This window comes from Mycolicibacter heraklionensis (assembly GCF_001021505.1).
Lineage (GTDB): Bacteria > Actinomycetota > Actinomycetes > Mycobacteriales > Mycobacteriaceae > Mycobacterium > Mycobacterium heraklionense.
The window spans coordinates 44,877-62,603 of sequence record NZ_LDPO01000001.1; the positions used below are offsets into that span (position 1 = coordinate 44,877).

15 protein-coding genes are annotated in these 17,727 nt (G+C 68.9%); 2 read left to right on the forward strand and 13 right to left on the reverse strand.

The window, feature by feature from the left end; genetic code table 11:
* The first annotated feature begins 10 nt into the window (after positions 1 to 10).
* Entirely contained in the window at positions 11 to 2,899 is a 2,889-nt protein-coding gene (locus tag ABW16_RS27695) for a PE family protein (protein WP_157864222.1), read from the forward strand.
* Between the two features lie 12 nt (positions 2,900 to 2,911).
* Here the strand turns inward: ABW16_RS27695 and ABW16_RS00210 are convergent, their stop codons facing one another.
* The 9 genes from ABW16_RS00210 to ABW16_RS00250 all read right to left on the reverse strand — a co-directional run bounded on the left by ABW16_RS00210 (position 2,912) and on the right by ABW16_RS00250 (position 13,657).
* Positions 2,912 to 5,458, reverse strand: a complete 2,547-nt coding sequence (locus ABW16_RS00210) for a bifunctional FO biosynthesis protein CofGH (protein WP_047317131.1) — start codon at positions 5,456 to 5,458, stop codon at positions 2,912 to 2,914.
* Positions 5,459 to 5,531: 73 nt separating this feature from the next.
* Positions 5,532 to 5,930, reverse strand: coding sequence for a hypothetical protein (locus ABW16_RS00215; protein ID WP_052956767.1), 399 nt, complete (start codon positions 5,928 to 5,930; stop codon positions 5,532 to 5,534).
* A gap of 175 nt (positions 5,931 to 6,105) precedes the next feature.
* Positions 6,106 to 7,020 carry an N-acetyl-1-D-myo-inositol-2-amino-2-deoxy-alpha-D-glucopyranoside deacetylase gene (gene mshB, locus ABW16_RS00220; RefSeq protein WP_082133884.1) on the reverse strand — a complete coding sequence of 305 codons (915 nt, stop codon included), beginning with the start codon at positions 7,018 to 7,020 and terminating at the stop codon, positions 6,106 to 6,108.
* A 51-nt stretch (positions 7,021 to 7,071) separates the two neighbouring features.
* Positions 7,072 to 7,956, reverse strand: coding sequence for a hypothetical protein (locus ABW16_RS00225; protein WP_233424655.1), 885 nt, complete (start codon positions 7,954 to 7,956; stop codon positions 7,072 to 7,074).
* Between the two features lie 133 nt (positions 7,957 to 8,089).
* On the reverse strand, positions 8,090 to 9,982 hold the full coding sequence (locus ABW16_RS00230; protein WP_167344253.1) for an ABC transporter family substrate-binding protein: 1,893 nt from the start codon (positions 9,980 to 9,982) through the stop codon (positions 8,090 to 8,092).
* Positions 9,983 to 10,047: 65 nt separating this feature from the next.
* Positions 10,048 to 11,931: a translational GTPase TypA gene (gene typA, locus ABW16_RS00235; protein WP_047317630.1), complete on the reverse strand. Its 1,884-nt coding sequence runs from the start codon at positions 11,929 to 11,931 to the stop codon at positions 10,048 to 10,050.
* A gap of 51 nt (positions 11,932 to 11,982) precedes the next feature.
* Positions 11,983 to 12,372, reverse strand: a complete 390-nt coding sequence (locus ABW16_RS00240) for a MarR family winged helix-turn-helix transcriptional regulator (protein ID WP_047317133.1) — start codon at positions 12,370 to 12,372, stop codon at positions 11,983 to 11,985.
* A gap of 39 nt (positions 12,373 to 12,411) precedes the next feature.
* Positions 12,412 to 12,795 (reverse strand): RidA family protein, encoded by a 384-nt coding sequence (locus ABW16_RS00245; protein ID WP_047317134.1) that lies wholly within the window; start codon positions 12,793 to 12,795, stop codon positions 12,412 to 12,414.
* Between the two features lie 31 nt (positions 12,796 to 12,826).
* Positions 12,827 to 13,657 (reverse strand): phytanoyl-CoA dioxygenase family protein, encoded by an 831-nt coding sequence (locus ABW16_RS00250; protein ID WP_047317631.1) that lies wholly within the window; start codon positions 13,655 to 13,657, stop codon positions 12,827 to 12,829.
* A gap of 88 nt (positions 13,658 to 13,745) precedes the next feature.
* Between ABW16_RS00250 and ABW16_RS00255 the strand changes: the two genes are divergently transcribed.
* Complete coding sequence (locus ABW16_RS00255; protein WP_047317135.1) at positions 13,746 to 14,396, forward strand: TetR/AcrR family transcriptional regulator; 651 nt, start codon at positions 13,746 to 13,748, stop codon at positions 14,394 to 14,396.
* Here ABW16_RS00255 and ABW16_RS00260 read toward each other — a convergent pair.
* The 4 genes from ABW16_RS00260 to narH are packed head-to-tail and all read right to left on the reverse strand — an operon-like array spanning position 14,393 to position 17,725.
* Positions 14,393 to 14,710, reverse strand: a complete 318-nt coding sequence (locus tag ABW16_RS00260) for a DUF732 domain-containing protein (RefSeq protein ID WP_047317136.1) — start codon at positions 14,708 to 14,710, stop codon at positions 14,393 to 14,395. The genes ABW16_RS00255 and ABW16_RS00260 overlap by 4 nt on opposite strands.
* Positions 14,707 to 15,456, reverse strand: a complete 750-nt coding sequence (narI, locus tag ABW16_RS00265) for a respiratory nitrate reductase subunit gamma (protein WP_047317137.1) — start codon at positions 15,454 to 15,456, stop codon at positions 14,707 to 14,709. The genes ABW16_RS00260 and narI overlap by 4 nt, the downstream gene beginning before the upstream one ends.
* A complete protein-coding gene (gene narJ / locus ABW16_RS00270; RefSeq protein ID WP_047317138.1) occupies positions 15,453 to 16,121 on the reverse strand; it encodes a nitrate reductase molybdenum cofactor assembly chaperone in 669 nt (222 codons plus the stop codon). Before narJ ends, narI begins: the two co-directional genes overlap by 4 nt.
* Positions 16,118 to 17,725 carry a nitrate reductase subunit beta gene (gene narH, locus ABW16_RS00275; RefSeq protein ID WP_047317139.1) on the reverse strand — a complete coding sequence of 536 codons (1,608 nt, stop codon included), beginning with the start codon at positions 17,723 to 17,725 and terminating at the stop codon, positions 16,118 to 16,120. The genes narJ and narH overlap by 4 nt, the downstream gene beginning before the upstream one ends.
* Positions 17,726 to 17,727 lie beyond the last annotated feature (2 nt).

The window sequence follows — 17,727 nt, forward strand, 5'->3', positions numbered from 1 at the left end:
AGCAGTTGTTATGGCGCGTAGGCAGGGCGTGAAGGGCGGCCCCGGTGGTAGCCGGGTTCGTGCGGGTGTTGGGGCGTTTTTGGCGTTGGGGGTGGTGGGGGCGCCGTCGGCTCAGGCCGATGGTTTGGACTGGTGGGCTGATTTGTTCGATCCGTCTGGGTGGGAGTCACCGCAGTGGGATTCGGCGAACTGGTGGGACGGACTGGATTTCAGCTGGGCTGAGGCGTCTGCGGGACCGGCCCTAGGTGAGGTGGTGACCGGATTCGATCAGTGGCTTGTCGGTGCAGTTCACGACGCAGGCCAGTCCGCGTTGACTGATCCTTTTGTCGGACAGCTCATTACCAGTATCAATGAGCCATTTGTGTATCTGTTCGGCCGCGTCCTCGTCGGCGACGGCATTGACGGCTTCACCGGAACCAACGGCTCCGTATTCGGCAGCTCAGGAGCATTCGGGGACCTCGGCGACGGCGGGTTCCTATTCGGTGACGGCGGCACCGGAGCGGCCGGCGCCGACGGCGGCAACGCCGGATGGATCGGCAACGGCGGCGACGGCGGCGCCGGCCTGGACAGCACCGATGTCGACGTCGCCGGCGGCAACGGCGGCAACGGCGGGCACGGCGGCTGGCTTTTGGGTGACGGCGGGGCCGGCGGCGCCGGCGGCGCGGGCTTCAACGGAATCGACGGAATCGGCGGCAACGGCGGCAACGGCGGCAACGGCGGCGCCGCCGGCTACCTATTCGGCGACGGCGGCATCGGCGGAGCCGGCGGAGCCGGGGGGCGCGGCGCCGACGGGATCGCCGCCATCCTCGGCGGGCGAGCCACCGACGGCACCGACCGCGGCATCCAACCCGCCCTCAACGCCGCCGGCCAAAGCGGAGGCAACGGCACCAACGGCGCACTCAGCGACACCGGCGCCCAAGGCGGCGGCAACGGCGGCACCGGTCAAGACAGCCTCAGCGACGACGCCCTCACCAACGCAGTCGGCGGCAACGGCGGCACTGGTGGCACCGGGGCGACCGGCGCCGACGGCGGCAACGGCGCCGACGGAGGATCGGCCCACGCCATCACCGGCGCCACCGCCACCGGAGGCAACGGCGGCAACGGCGCCACCGGAGGCAACGGCGTAGCCGGATTCGCCGGCGGCACCGGCGGCGACGGCGGCGCAGGCGGCCGCTCCGCGGTGTTCGGCGCCGCCGGCATCGGTGGTATCGGCGGCGCCGGCGGAAACGGCGGCGCAGGCACCGCCGCAGGCAACGGCGGCAACGCCGGAAACGGCGGAAACGCCACCGGAACCACCGCCGACCACACCACCATCGACAACACCGTGACCGCCACCGGCGGAAACGGTGGCGACGGCGGCGCAGGAGGAACCGGCGGCGCCGGCGGAAACGGCGGCGCAGGAGGTAACGGCGGCGCAGGAGGCAAAACCGGCATCTTCGGCTTCCGCCCGCCCGCCTCCGACGGCAACGGCGGCGCAGGAGGCAACGGCGGCGACAGCGGCACCGGCGGAAATGGCGGAAATGCCGGCAACGCCGGCGACGGAGCCAGCCACGGCGGCCAAGGCGGCAACGGCGGCGCAGGCGGCGACGCCGGAACCATCGGCCAAGGCGGCCAAGGCGGCCACGGCGCCACCACCGGCACCCGCGGCACCGACGGCCGCTACGGCGGATCCGACGACGCCCTCAGCGGCAACGGCGGAAACGGAGGCAACGGCGGCAACGGCTACCTCACCCCCGACAACACCACCAGCGGAACCGGAGGCAACGCCGGCAACGGCGGCGCCGGCGGCAACATCGGCAACGGCGGCAACGGAGGCACCGGCGGCAACGGCTCAGCAGGCACCAACGGAGTCAATCCCGCCTTCAACCAGACCGGCACCGCGCCACGAGGGACCAACGGCAAATTAAACGGAGCGCCCGACGGTAGCGGAGATGGCTCCAGCGGCACAGCCGGTGCCAATGGCAGCACCGTCGGCCAACGCGGCGGCGACGGCGGCAACGGCGGAGCCGGAGAAATGACCCAGTTCTGGCCTGGAACCATCAACGGCGGCAACGGCGGTGACGGCGGTAACGGCGCCGACCACGCCAACGGCGGCAACGGTGGGCGCGGCGGCGACGCCCTCGCCGACACCGTTAACTATGGCAGCACTGCCCACGGCGGGGATGGCGGAGACGGCGGCAACGGCGGCGCGGGCGGCAACGGCGGCACCGGAGGCAACGGCGGTGATCAGGGCAGCGATTTCGGTACCGGCGGTGACGGCGGTGACGGCGGCAACGGCGGCGCCGGCGCCAACGGCGGCAACGGCGGTAGGGGCGGGTACGCCCTGACACTGGGTTATCCCTCCAGCGATATCGGTAACACCGGCGGCTACGGCGGAGACGGCGGCACGGGCGGAGACGGCGCCGCCGGAACGGCCGGAGGGGCGGGCGGATCCGGAGGGACCGGTGGAGCCGGCGGTGTGATCCGCGGCGACGGCGGCATCGGTGGAGCCGGCGGAAACGGCGCCGCAGGTGGAAACGGCGACAGCGGCGGAAACGGCGGCAACGGCGGCAACGGCGGTGACGGGAGGGGGATTTGCGGCTGCACCATCAGCGGCAACGGCGGCGACGGTGGGAACGGCGGAGCCGGTGGGGACGGCGGCGCCGGCGGCGCAGGCGGCGCCGGCGGCGCAGGCGGCACCGCCCTCGGCGCCGGCAACGATGGCGCGCACGGTGAAGGCGGCACAGGCGGCGTAGGGGGAACCGGCGGAACCGGCGGAAACGGCGGAGCCAGAGGCGCTGCGGGTGAAATCCCCTCGGGCGGCTATAAGGGCAGCGTCGGGAACCTAGGCCGCAACGGTGCCGACGGCAAGACCGGCGCCTCCGGCTCTAACGGACAGTCGGGTTCGCCAACCGCCTGATCTCAGCGGAGGCTAGGCCGGCAGCGGCGCGTAGTCGGTGGTGCGCTGCCGAGCCGGGCGGCCGATACCCTCGGCGATCGCCGTCAGCTCCGCGATGGTCTTGGCCGAACCGTGCTCGGAGCCGGCCATCCGGGAGATGGTCTCCTCCATCAGGGTGCCGCCCAGGTCGTTGGCTCCGCCATTGAGCATCACCTGGGTGCGCTCCACCCCCAACTTGACCCAGCTGGTCTGGATGTTGGGGATCCGACCGTGCAGCATGATCCGCGCCAACGCGTGCACCGCGCGGTTGTCGCGATGACTCGGGCCGGGCCGCGCCCCGCCGGCCAGGTACAGCGGCGAACTCTGATGCACGAACGGCAGCGGCACGAACTCGGTGAAACCACCTGTGCGGTCCTGGATATCGCGCAGCACCCGCATGTGCCCGACCCAGTGCCGCGGGGAGTCGATGTGGCCGTACATCATGGTCGAGCTGGACCGCAGTCCCACCTCGTGCGCGGTGCTGACCACCTCCACCCACATCGACGTCGGCAGCTTGCCTTTGGTCAGCACCCAGCGGATCTCGTCGTCGAGGATCTCCGCGGCGGTGCCCGGAATGCTGCCCAGGCCCGCCTCGCGCAGGCTGATCAGCCATTCCCGAATGCTCAAGCCGCTCTTGGACACTCCGTTGGTGATCTCCATCGGCGAGAACGCGTGCACGTGCATCGAGGGCACCCGCGCCTTGACCGCGCGGACCAGATCGGCGTAACCGGTGACCGGCAACTCCGGGTCGATGCCGCCCTGCATGCAGACCTCGGTGGCGCCCGCCAGGTGCGCCTCGTAGGCGCGTTCGCCGACCTCGGCGTTCGACAGCGAAAAGGCGTCGGCGTCCCCCTTGCGCTGGGCGAACGCACAGAACCGGCAACCGACGTAGCAGATGTTGGTGAAGTTGATGTTGCGGTTGACCACGTAGGTCACATCGTCGCCGACGGCGTCGCGGCGCAGCGAGTCTGCCAGTGCGGCAACGGCATCCATGGCCGGGCCGTCGGCGGTGGCCAATGCCAGGTACTCGGCGTCGGTGCAGCCGGCCGGGTCGCGCTCGGCGGAGCGCAGCGCCGCCAGCACATCGGTGTCGACGCGTTCCGGCGCACGGGCGGCCAGGTCGTGGATCTGTTCGCGAATCGACTCCCAGTCCCCGAACGCACTGCCCAGATCACTGCGCGTCTCGGTGACTCGGCCGTCGACGTCGATCGCGGTGTGCAGGTCCACCCGGCCGGCGGACTGCACGTCGTCGGGCTCCTGCCAGGCCAGCCCGACCGGATTGATGTCGCGGGCCCAGCCGGTGTCCGGGTCGGCCAGCGCAGCGACGTGCGGGCGCACTCGCGGATCGATCCACGCCGCGCCGGCCAGCACGTAGTCGGGCTGGGCGGTAAGCCGCTGCACCAGGTCGTAGCCGGCCCGTTCGGTGATCGCGGCCAGGTCGTCCAGCGCGGGCCAGGGCCGCTCCGGATTGACGTGGTCGGGGGTCAGTGGTGACACCCCACCCCAGTCGTCGACCCCGGCGCCGATCAGCGCCAGGCATTCGTCGGCCGACACCAGGTTGGGCGGCGCCTGCACCCGCATCTTGGGGCCCAGCACCAGCCGGGTCGCCGCTACGGTGGCCAGGAAATCCTCGAAACCCGCGTCCGGCACCGCCGCCATCGCGGTGTGCTCCTTGGCCCGGAAGTTCTGCACGATGACTTCCTGGATGTGCCCGAACTCCTTGTGCACCTTGCGGATCGCATGCAGGGTGTCGGCCCGTTCGTCCAGCGTCTCGCCGATGCCGACCAACAGACCCGTGGTGAACGGGATCGAGAGTCGGCCCGCGTCGGCCAGCGTGCGCAGACGCACCACCGGGTCCTTGTCCGGGCTGCCGTAGTGCGCCAGGCCTTTCGTCTCGAACAGCCGCCGGGAGGTGGTCTCGAGCATCATGCCCATCGACGGCGCCACCGGCTTGAGCCGCGACATCTCCGACCAGCTCATCACCCCGGGGTTGAGGTGCGGCAGCAGCCCGGTCTCCTCCAGCACCCGGATGGCCATCGCCCGCACGTAGGCCAGGGTGCTGTCATAACCGCGCTCGTCGAGCCACTGTCTCGCCTCGGGCCAGCGGTCCTCGGGCCGGTCCCCCAGGGTGAACAGCGCCTCTTTACAACCCAACTCGGCACCGCGGCGGGCGATGTCGAGGATCTCGTCGGGCCCCAGGTACATCTGCTTGCCCTGGGCTCGCAGCACGCCGGGCACGGTGACGAAGGTGCAGTAGTGGCAGGTGTCCCGGCACAGGTGCGTGACCGGGATGAACACCTTGCGCGAGTAGCTCACCGGCAGCCGTCCGCCCGGCCCGCGCCGGCCACCGGACACCAATCCGGCGTCTCGGACCCGAGCGGCGCTGGCACACAGGTCGGCCAGGTCACTGCCACGCGCGGTCATGGCGATCGCGGTTTCCTCGACATTGAGGAGCACGCCGTCGCGGGCCCGTCGCAGGACGCGGCGCAGGGCCGACGAGTTCGTCATCCGCGCGCCACCCGCATCCGGAATCTCGCGCATGCCATAAGCGCCACAGTAGCCGCCGCGCGAACCGGGCCGGCGAGCGCACACCGCGGCCCACGGTCCGCCGGCGTCACCTGACCGTCGACGGTGCGGCCAGCGCCTGGCGGCGCCGCCACAGCACCCACCCGGGCGGCGCGCTGCCCAGCACGATCATCAGCAGCACGCCGTAGGCCATCACGCCGCGGTCGGCAAAGATCAGGTCGTCCCCCGGGCCGCCGAGGGTCATCAGCGCGATCGTCAGCAGCCAGGTCCACAGCGGCAGCGCGGCCAACCGCAGCGACGGCGTGCAGCGCAGCGCCACCCACACCAGGCCGGCGTTGACCAGGCCCCCGACCAGGGCACTGAGCGGAAACGGAATGGCACCGATATGCGTGGGCAACAGCAGCGCGGTGGCCACGGCGCAGAGCACGCCGTCAAGGGCTAGCAGGGCCAGCACGACGAAGGTGAAGGCCGGCGTATCAGTGGGCATCGCGGGCTCGGTGAGCGACGCGACGGGGCTCAAGTGGGGATGCTCTCCAGCTGGCTGACCAACGAACCGACCATCCACTGGTAGCTGTCGAGCCACCACTGCCAGTGTTCCAAGTTCGGGTCCAGATCGGGATCCATGCCTAACCCACCTAAGTCCTTGCCGCTACAAAAACTGCTCAGCAGGAGCTTACCCGGTGGCCGTCGTCGCCGAGCCGAAGTCCGGCCAGGAGATCGGTTTCCCATCCCCGAGCGTCGCGCGGACCGGCGGCACCGGCGGCCAGCACGTAATGTTCAGCGTCCAAGATCGGCTGGACCACGTTGTTCGACAGCGCAAACGCCCGGCCGGTCGGCCCGACGGTGATCTGGGTGGCGTGGGCGTTCATGGCTGCCACCTTGGCCGCGCGAGCCTCAGCGGCCTCGATCACCGCATCGATCCGGTCGTCGGGGAAGTCCCCGACCGCCTCCTCGCCCGGCAGCGTCCACTGCGGCAGCCGATCGGCGTCCCGCAGTTCTTCCAGGGCGGTTTGCCTGGTGCTGCCGGCGGTCACCGTCCAGTAGAACTTCGGCGTGGCCCATCCCGATTCGGAGCCGTCGGCGTCGTCTGCCGCTGCGGCCAGCGCCGCAGTGGTGATGTGGTGGGCATGTATGTGGTCGGGATGGCCGTAACCACCGCTCGGGTCATAGCTGACGACGACGTGCGGGCGCAGCCTGCGGATGACGGTGGCCAGCGCCGCGACGGTCTCGGTGTCGTCGGCGTCGATGAACCGCTGCTGTCGCCGCGCCGGGGTGCCGGTCATTCCCGAGTCGCGCCAGCGTCCGGCCCCGCCGAGAAACTCCGGTGGGCCGACCCCCAGCGCCCGCAGCGCCGCCGTCAGCTCCCCGATCCGGTATCCACCCAATTGGTCGGCCGCCGCCACCGCCAGGTGCGCCCAGCGTTCCCCGATGACCTCACCCTCCTCCCCCAGCGTGCAGGTCACCACGTGCACGTCGGCGCCGCGGGCGGCGTAGTGGGCGATCGTCGCCCCGGTCGTCAGGGTTTCGTCATCGGGGTGGGCATGCACGAACAGCAGCCGTGGAATCGGATCCGACACGCCAAAACCCTATCGCCGCACGGCCGAATGGATCGGCGGCCCTCGAACCGATCAGAACAGACCGGCGAACAGCCCATCCCAGTCGATGCTGCCCAACAGCAGCGCGAGGTTGTCGCCCTGGATGGCGTTGACGATGTCGTTGAACGCGTCTGGGCTCAATCCGAGCATGGTGGTCCAGTCGGCGTCGAGGATCGCCGGGTCGAAGTGGCCGAGCAGGCTGTCGTGGGTGTCGAAGCTGATGCCCATCAGGTCGTTGAACGCGGCCTCATTCTGCGCCAGCACCGTGTTGTTGAGGCTGAAGATCCAGTTCACCACGTCGTTGAACTCAGGGTTGTCGCCGAACAACCGCTCGGCGGCGGCCTGCTGCGCTGCGACCAGGGCACTGTTGAACCCTGACTCCATCGCGATGACGGCGGCGCTCAACGTCTGTTGCGGGTCCGGGAGGCCCTGCAGCAGGAGGCTGAAGTTGGCTACCGCGTCGGCCGCGGCGGTGTTGGCGGTCTGCTCGGTTCCGCCGCTGAACGCGCCGGCACCCGGGAGCTCCAGCCCGCTGAGGTCAGGCGTGAAAGGCGCGCCGAGCGGCAGGTTCTGCGGATCGAAGCTGCCGCCGGTCAACTCGTTCAACACCGTCGCGTCCAGGTCGCCCGCATTGAACGCCGAGCCGACCCCATAGGCGTCGTCGCCGCCCCCGAAGAGCAGCGAACCCAGGTTGATGTACGGGCCGTCAGCACCGCCGCTGCCGACGAAATCCGGGCGGACGTGATTTTCGATCACGTCGAGGCCCGGGGTCACGTCGAGGTTTGCCGCGGCCAGGTCGATGTCGCGAATCTGTACATCGGGCAGGGCAGGGGTCATCGACGTCAGCACTGCAACCAGGCCGCTGACACCCAGAGCTGCGGCTGCCACCGTGGCGCAACGGCGAGCGAGGTGTTCCATTGACAAATCCCCTCCGACGAGTCCCGCGCAGGTTTGCTTAATCTTACCCAAGAATTGTCTGTGCACAAGACGTCGTTAATGCCGATTCCGGCTGGGCCGTACGTAGCGCCCGGAGCACGCCGCTAGGGCAGCATCAGGGCAGCTTGATCCAGTTGCCGGCCTCGCCCACGATGCCCACCGGTACCGCGCCGGTAAGGCTGACATTGGTCACGCTCGGGCCGACGGCCACGATCGTGGTGTCCTGAAGGATGGGCAGCACCGTCGCCATATTCCACAGCCGCGGCTCAACGGCGGCGATCACCTCGCCGATGGGTTTGCTGCCGTCGAGGGCGGCGTCGATCTCAGCCTGGATGGCATGGTCGCAGACGCCGGTGATGTTCGACGGAGCCTGTACCAGCGCGCCTGGCGCGGGGGTGCGCGGCGGTGCCTTCGAGGTCGGGGTGGCCGGTGCGGGCGCCGGGGACTGCGGCGGAGTTGTCGAAGGCGCCGGAACCGGTGTGCCCGAGGTGGGCACGGTGGTAGGCGCCAGCGCGCCGCAGCCGTAGCGCGAAGCCAACAGCGTCGCCAGGTCGCCGCCGGCCTGCTGCCAGCCGACGATCGCATCGACCTGCTGGGTGACCAGCGCTTCCCGGTAGAGCTTCACCGGGTCGAGCGCGAGCACCGTCGCGGCAATGCCGACGTTGCGCAGCTGGTCGGCGGCGGTGTTGGCCACGGCCAGCGAGGTCGGGTCGTTGGCCGCCACCCCGATGACCAAGGACAACTGCTCGCCGCCCTTGCTGATCCGCCCCCGGGTGATCTCCGGCGGGTGCGGCACACCGGTGGCCGAGCCGGCCGGTGGAACCAGCGCGGACGGCGGCGCATCCTTTTCGACGCGGTAGCCGGCCGCCTGCAGCAGCGCCAGCGCCGCCGATTCGGACATGGCCGGCGGCGCGGTGGGCACGTAGCCGGGATCGCTGGGGGTACGGATCTGGGCCTGGTCCAAGGTGACGGTGTTGTCGCTGCCGGCGCCCACCGTGGCCAGCAGGCCGACGTCGAGCAGTCCCAGAACGGCCCGGCGCACCCGTACATCGGCCAGTTTGGGGTCTGCTGCCCGCAGCGCGAGCTGCATGATTCGGGGCGTGACCACCCGGGTGGTCTGCACGCTGGGGATCACCGACAGCTGAGCGAACGCCGCCGAGCCGCCGTGCACCTGGGCCACCTGGGTGTCACCGTTGCGGATGGAGTCGGCCAGCGCTGCCGCTGAGCCGGCGCGGCGGAACAGGACCAGGTCCGGCTTGGCCGGCGGACCCCAGTAGCGGTCGTTGCGGGCGAGCAGGATCGCGTCGCGCTGCGGGTCGATGTTCTCCACCCGGAACTGGCCACCGGTGACCGGCAGCGCCCGGGCCAGCCCGGCCGGGAAACCACCGGGCACGTCCTTGACGATGTGCGCCGGAAGGATGTTGTTGAACAGCTCCCGCCAAGCCGGGTACGGCTTGGCGAAGGTCACCACCACCTGCTTGCCGCCTTCGACGGAGTGCACGCCGGTGATCAGGTCATAACCGGCCGGATCGACGACGCCGGGCTGGCTGACCATCTGCTGCCACAGGTACCAGAAGTCGTCGGCGGCGATCGGCGCGTTGTCGGTCCAGGACGCCTCGGGGCGGATCCGGTAGGTCACCGTGAACGGCGCCTCGGAAGTCACCGTGGCCGACACCAACAGGTTCGGGTCCATCTCCCACCGCGACCCGGTGGGCGTGCTGGAGTCCGGGACGGGCCGAAACGCGCTGGGCAGCACCAACGCGCTGATCGCCGCGGTGACGGCCGACAGGTCCGAGCGCAGATGGGGATTGAAGCCGGCCCCGATGGAGTCGATGCCCATGATGATCTGGCTGATGCGCTTGGGCGGTGGCGGAGCGCTTTTCGGGGTCTCGGTGCTCTGTGGCGCCGGTGGCGGGTTCACCGTGCACCCCGACACCAACAGCAGCATCACGCAAGCCAGCGCTGCCGCCGTGACACGGGCTCGGCGGGCTGGTCTCGGCACGGCCACCAGGGTATCCGGGCGGCGATTTCGACGCGAAGACCATCGCGCAGCGCGCAAAACCGCGCCCAACCCTAGAGGTTCTTGGCCCGCGCCCGGCTGCGCGCCCGCAGCGTCGAGTCCAGTTCGACCTTGCGGACCCGGACCACCTCCGGAGTGACCTCGACGCACTCGTCGGCCGCGCAGAACTCCATCGCCTGCTCCAGATCGAGCTCGATCGGGCGGGCCAGCGTCTCCATCACGTCGGCCGTCGATGACCGCATGTTGGTCAGCTTCTTCTCCTTGGTGACATTGATGTCGAGATCCTCGGCCCGCGGGTTGATGCCGACCACCATGCCCTGATAGGTGTCCTGGCCCGGCTCGACGAAGAACTGCCCACGGTCCGCCAACTGGATCAGCGCGAACGGGGTGATGGTGCCGGCCCGGTCCGAGACCAGCGACCCGGTGTGCCGAGCGCGGATCTCGCCGGCCCACGGCTGGTAGCCCTCGAACACCGCGTTGGCGATGCCGGTGCCGCGGGTCTCGGTGAGAAAGTCTGTGCGCCAACCGATCAGGCCGCGGCTGGGGATGATGAACTCCATCCGCACCCACCCGGTGGTGTGGTTGGCCATCTCGGTCATCCGGCCCTTGCGTGCCGCCGCCAGCTGGGTGATGGCGCCGACGTACTCCTCGGGACAGTCGACGGTGAGGTGCTCGAACGGCTCGTGCACCTTGCCGTCGACCTTGCGCGTCACCACCTGCGGCTTGCCGACGGTCAGCTCGAAGCCCTCGCGGCGCATCTGCTCGACGAGGATGGCCAGCGCCAGCTCGCCACGGCCTTGGACCTCCCAGGCGTCGGGACGGCCGATGTCGACGACCCGGACCGAGACGTTGCCGATCAGCTCGGTGTCCAGACGCGTCTTGACCATCCGCGCGGTCAGTTTGTGGCCGGAGACCTTGCCCGCCAGCGGCGAGGTGTTGGTTCCGATCGTCACCGAGATCGCCGGCTCGTCGACGGTGATGCGCGGCAACGCGACCGGGGTGGCCAGATCGGCCAGGGTGTCACCGATCATGATGTCGGGGATCCCGGCGACGGCGACGATGTCGCCGGCTTCGGCTTCGTCGGTGGGCGTGCGCTCAACCCCCTCGGTCACCAGCAGTTCGGTGATCTTCGCGCCTGCGGTCACCGGTTCGCCGTCGACCTCGCGCATCCAGGCGACCTGCTGGCCCTTACGGATGCGGCCGTTGTAGACCCGGATCAGGGCGAGCCGGCCCAGGAACGGCGAGGCATCGAGGTTGGTGACCAGCGCCTGCAGCGGCGCCTCCGGGTCGCCCGAGGGCGGCGGGACGTGCTCGAGCAGCACGTCGAACAGCGGGTCGAGGTTCTCGCCATCGGGAACCTGGCCGTCGGCCGGCGCTACCGTGCTCGCCACCCCGGCCCGGCCCGAGGCGTACAGCGTGGGCAGCCCCAGCGCGTGCTCGGCAGCGGCCTGCGCTTCGTCGTCCAGGTCGCTGGCCACGTCGAGCAGCAGGTCGTGGCTGGCGTCGACCACCTCGGCGATCCGGGCGTCGGGCCGGTCGGTCTTGTTGACCACCAGGATCACCGGCAGGTGCGCGGCCAGCGCCTTGCGCAGCACGAACCGGGTCTGCGGCAGCGGCCCCTCGGAGGCGTCCACCAGCAGTACCACACCGTCGACCATGGACAGCCCGCGTTCTACCTCGCCGCCGAAGTCGGCGTGGCCCGGGGTGTCGATCACATTGATGACGGTGACGGTGCCGTCCGGGTTGTGGCGATGCACGGCCGTGTTCTTGGCCAGGATGGTGATGCCCTTTTCCCGCTCCAGATCACCGGAGTCCATCACCCGGTCGGCGGCCTCGCCGCGTTCCTGCAGGGCGCCGGACTGGCGGAGCATGGCGTCGACCAGAGTCGTCTTGCCGTGGTCTACGTGCGCGACGATGGCGACGTTACGAAAGTTCACCGGGCGATTCTGCCAGCGCACCCTGTCAATCGCGAAAACGTGAAAGCCACGTCACAGCCCGAGGGGGGACTCCGCGGAGAACCTCTCGAGCTCCTTGAGGTGCAGTTCGGTCAGCGATTGCAGACACTGCGCCGCCGTTTCGGTGAGCTGCAGCCGGATCACCCGCTGATCGCCGCTGTCGCGGACCCGGGTGACCAGGCCGGCGGCTTCGGCCCGCTGGATCAGCTCTCCGGCACTGTGGTGGCGCAACAGCAGGTACTCCGCGATGTCGCCGACCGTCGGCCCCCGCGAGTCGCTGTGGCCGCGCACCGCCAGCAGCAATTGGTGCTGCGCCGGGGTGAGTCCGGCCGCTTGCGCCTGGTCGGCGCTCCACCGCTCAAAGCGCCGCAGCCGCGTGCGGAACGCAAGCAGCCGGGAATAGACGTCGTCAGGCAGTGGCACGTCTGTAACTTTATGCCGACCAGCGCCTGCGCGCGCAGCTCAGCTCAGCCGTGCGGTGATCCGGATTTCAACCACCGCCCCGGGGATGGCCAGTTCGGAAATGCCGACGGCCGTCCACGCGGGGTACGGGGCGGACACGAAGGTGTCCTTGACGGCGACGAATCGGTCGATCTGCTCAGAGAGCCCGACGTGGTAAGTGGTCATCTCAACCACATCGGCGAAGGTGAGACCCACCTCGCCGAGCAGCCCGCGCAGATTCTCGAAGGCCAGGGTGATCTGTTCGGTCGGGTCCTCCGGAACGCTCAGGTCGGGCCGGATCCCGATCATGCCCGAGCAGCGCAGCTGATCGCCGACGATGACGGCTGGCGCGTAGTGAAAGTTGTCGTAGATCGGCTGCATCCACTCCGGAATCACGACCTGCATGGGTTGCTCCTTGTCCGATTCAGCGTCCGATTCAGCGCAGCTGGGCGAAGTACTCGGGGTGGTACGGGTCGCCCGGCTTGAGGGTCGGGTCGTTGAGGCCACTGATGTCATGTCCGAAATCGGGCTTGGTCGACGGTAACGGGCGGTAGAACAGTTTGTCGCCGAAGAACCGCAAGACCAGTGTGTGGCGGTCCGGGCAGTCCGGGGTCACCGGGGCACCGCCGTGCAGGATCCCGGAGTGGAAGACCAGCGCGTCGCCGGGCTCCAGGTCCCAGGAGACAACATCCCACGAGGCCGGGTCCTGTGCGCGGTCAGCTTCGATGTCTGGCAGCCGAGGCCAGTCACCGTTCCCCCACAGCGGCTTGGTGGGGTCGGCCGGGTCGGTGTAGGACGTGCCGTCGTACTGGGTGCCGAGATGGGAGCCGCGGACGAACTCAAGCGCGTTGCGTTGGGGTAGCTTTTCGAAGCTGATCCAGATGTTGAGCAGGTGCGGACCGTTGGCCGGCATGTAGGAGGTGTCCTGGTGCCAGGGCGAGCGGCCGGCTTTGCCGCCCTTCTTCATGAACAGCTCCTCGCCCAGGAACCAGACGTGTTCGGAGTCCCACAGCGATGCCGCGAGGTCGGCGAGGCCGAGGTCCTTGATCAGCAGGAGGTACTGCTCGATGTTGTCCGGGTTGCCGTATTCGTTGAAGTGTTCGTCAGGGGTGCCCGGGTAGACGCGTTTGGCCTGCGGACTCGGGTGGGCGATCCCGTAGTCGTAGCTCTCCCGCACTCGGCCCAGCTGTTGGGCGTCGAATAGGCCCGGGGCGACGGCGGCTCCATCGGCGGCCAAGTCCTGCTTCAGTTGCTCGGTTACCTGCATGACCTCTACCTCATAACAGTTGTGATGATCGTAACGGGTGTTATGCTCGGTCACGTTTTCCCCGTTGTCAAGCCCCCGGAGCAAGCCGATGTCCCTCAGCGAATCCGCCCCCGCGTCCCGGCCGGGGGTACCGACCACGGGTGCTCGGCGGGCCGAAGTCGCCGACGCCGCGGTGCGCGTGATCGCCCGCGACGGACTGTCCGGCGCCTCGCTGCGCTCGATCGCCCGCGAGATCGGCTACACCACCGGCGTGGTGATGCACCACTTCAGCGGTAAAGAAGAGTTGCTGGTGGCGGCGGCCGACACAGTCCTGGCCCCGTTCGAGGAGCTGCTCGACCAGGCACTGGCGATGCCCGACACGTTCGAAGGGCTCCGTCGGATGTGCGTGATCCCGCTGCCCACCACCGAGGCCAAGCAGGTCATGCCCCGCTTCTACGCGCAGGTCCTCGCCAGCTCGGAGACCGAGCCCGCGCTCGCGGCAGCCTTCCAGACCCGCTATGGGGCCATCCGCAACGGCATCAGGTCACTGCTGGCCCATGGCCAGCACAACGGCTCGTTGCGGACAGATTTCGACCCCGCCGCGCAGTGTGATGTGCTGTGCGCACTCGTCGACGGCCTGGCATTGCATGCGGTCAGCGAACCCGCCAGGTTCCCGCCCGGCCGGATCGAGGCGCTGATCACCGATGAGTTGGAGAAGCTCCGGCCGCGAGACCGACAGGACGGTCGCGGCGCGCCCTAGGTGCCGTTGCGCACCAGCTGATCCGGGCAGTACGACTGGGCAGCGATCCCCACGAACTGGGTTCCATGCTCAGTCGTCAGGCCCGGGTTGCGGGCCTTGAGACCCTCCAACACTTCCGGGCTCGGCTTGCCCTCGGCGATCAAGCCGCACACCAACTTGGCGGTGATAATGGCCTGGTCAGCATTGGTGTAGGTGATGCCGGCGGCCCGCAGGGACACCAGGAAGGCGGTGTCGGTCTCCGAGGGATCGGCGTGAGCCGGCGCAGCGAGGCAGATACAGCCAAGGGCGCCGAGCAGGGCCGCGCGGATTCTCACCAGCCCCTCCGTTGCGGTCGTGAACCCATCGGTTGATTCCTCCTTGCGACGTCGCGGCTGCGGTAGACGATGTATGGCCGAAACAGATAACCGATCGGCGCGCTGAACGCATGTACCAGACGAGTGAACGGCCAGAGCGCGAACAAAGTCAACGCAATCATGACGTGGATCTGGAAATACAGCGGTGCCTGCAGCATCAGATCACCGCGTGGATCAAGCGTGAAGATCGACCGGAACCAGACCGAGACGGTCTGCCGGTAGTCGTGCGCCTCGCCGTAGGCGGTGGTGCCCATCAGGGTGCAGCTCATCCCGACCACCAGTGCGCACACCAGCACCGCGTACATCAGCTTGTCGTTGACGCTGGTGGCCTTGAACACCGATCGCTCGGTGCGGCGCCGGTAGATCAGCAGCCCGACGCCGATCAGGGTGGCGATGCCGGCGGGCAGGCCAAGGATCAGCGCCTGCAGGTGATAGAGCCGGTCGCTCATCCCCAGTGCCCGGGTCCAGGACTCCGGGACGAACAGGCCCATGATGTGTCCGGCGATCACCACGAAGCTGCCGAAGTGGAACATCGGGCTGCCGATCCGCAGCAGCTTGGACTCATACAACTGCGACGAGCGGGTGGTCCAGCCGAATTTGTCGTATTTGTATCGCCACCAGGTGGCGACGCCCGCGATCGCCAGCACGAAGTACGGCACGATGTCCCACCACAGTTCGGCGGTGCTGAGCACGGTGACGCCCGTCATCGCGTCGGCACCTTCGGCAGGCCCAGCGAAACGGCCGCCGAGTACGGTTGCAGCCCAACGGCTTCCACCGGCGGGCCAGAAGCCATCAGCTCACTCACGTTGCGCACCTCCTGATCGGTCGCCGCCGGGAGCGTCTCGCAGACCGCTGCCACGGCGTAGGCATACGGCGACCCCGCGTCACTCAACGCACGATGCAGGACGTCGATCGGTGCCCGGTGCGCCAGCAGCAGCCGACGGCCGGCCTGCGGATCCACCGTCGCGGCGAACTCCAGTACCACCGGCAGGTGGTCAGGTGCCTCCCCCACCGGCGGCTCGGCGCCGGCTTCGCGGTAGGCGGTGGCGAAGGTCAGCATCTGCATCCCGCGGTTGCGGGTGTCACCACCGGTCCAGTAGGTCAGAAACATCGTCGAGCGCCGCCGCATGTCGAAGGTTTCGACATAGTCGGCGGCGGCGGCCATCGGGTCAGCCTCGCGCAGCGCGGTGACCGTACGCCGCAGCAGATTCGCCGCCGCTGCGTCGGCATGGGCAAGCAGTGCCTCGGCGGTGTCGAGCCGCTGGGGCAGTTGCTCGTCGGGGTAGGACAGCAACAGGGACGCGGCCTGCCACACCGCCCGGTCGGCAGGTCCGCCGGGTGGGCGTCGCAGGGAATGAATGAATCGCTTCACTGATGCTCCGGGAACATCTCCGGTACGGCCTGCTCGCCGCCACCCCAGTTGAGCAGGTTGGTCCGGCCCCGCGGCCGCTGCGCGTGCCCGTTCTCGACCAGATGAAACGACGACTTCGCGACGTCCTCGACTCCGACGAACGGATCCTCCCCATACCCGTCGGGCCCGCCGGTGATCGAGCAGCCCAGGTGTTCGAGATCGTGCGCCTGCTGGCTGTAGGCGGTGGGAATCACATAACGCTCTTCGTATTTCGCGATCGCCAGCAGGCGGTACATGTTGTACATCTGTTCCTCGGTCATGCCGACCGAGGCGGGTATGTGCGGCTGGGTCTCGCGTCCCAGGCTGATGTCGCGCATGTAGGAGCGCATCGCCGCCAGCCGGCGCAGCACACCCTCGACCACGCCGGTGTCGCCGGCGGTGAACAGTTCGGCCAGGTAAGCCATCGGAATACGCAACGCCGCAAGCGCCCCGAACAGGTTGCCCAGGTCTTCACCGTCGTGCCCGTCGCGGCTGACGGCATCCACCACCGGCGACAGCGGCGGGATGTACCAGACCATCGGCATGGTCCGGTATTCGGGATGCAGCGGCAACGCCACTTGAAAGGTGTTGATCAACGCGTAGATCGGGGAGCGCTGCGCGGCCTCGATCCAGGCATCGGAGATCCCCTCGGCGCGAGCTCCCGCGATAACCTGCGGGTCGGTCGGGTCCAGGAACACACCGCGCTGCGCCTCGTACAGATCCGCGTCGTTGTCCACCGAAGCCGCTTCGAGCACCTTGTCGACGTCATACAGCACCAGGCCGATGTAGCGCAGCCGGCCGACACAGGTCTCCGAGCAGACCGTCGGCAGCCCGACTTCGATACGCGGATAACAGAAGTGGCACTTCTCGGCCTTGCCGGTCTTGTGGTTGAAGTACACCTTCTTGTACGGGCAACCCGACACGCACAGCCGCCAGCCACGACAGCGGTCCTGGTCGACCAGCACGATGCCGTCTTCCTCGCGCTTGTAGATGGCCCCGGTCGGGCACGACGCCACACACGACGGATTCAGGCAGTGCTCGCAGATCCGCGGCAGGTAGAACATGAACGTCTCTTCGAGCTCGCTTTTGACGCGGTCACCGACCTTCGCCAGGATCGGGTCATTGACCAGCGTCTCCGGCGCACCAGCGAGATTGTCGTCCCAGTTGGGTCCCCACTGGATCTGCATCGGCTCGCCGGTGATCGAACTCTTCGGTGCCGCGACCGGGATGGTGTCGCCCAGCGGCGCGGCGGTGAGGTTCTCGTAGTCGTAGGTCCACGGCTCGTAGTAGTCCGTCAGGTGCGGCAGGTTGGGGTTGGCGAAGATGTTCAGCAGCTTGTGGAGTCGACCGCCGGCCAGCAGGCGCAATCGGCCCTTTTTGTCCCGCGTCCAGCCACCCTTCCAGCGGCTCTGATCTTCGTAGGTCCGCGGATATCCGCCGCCGGGCCGGGTTTCGACATTGTTGAACCAGACGTACTCGGTGCCCTCCCGATTGGTCCAAGCCTGTTTGCAGGTCACCGAACAGGTGTGGCACCCAATACATTTGTCCAGGTTCATCACCATGGCCATCTGCGCCATTACTCTCATCG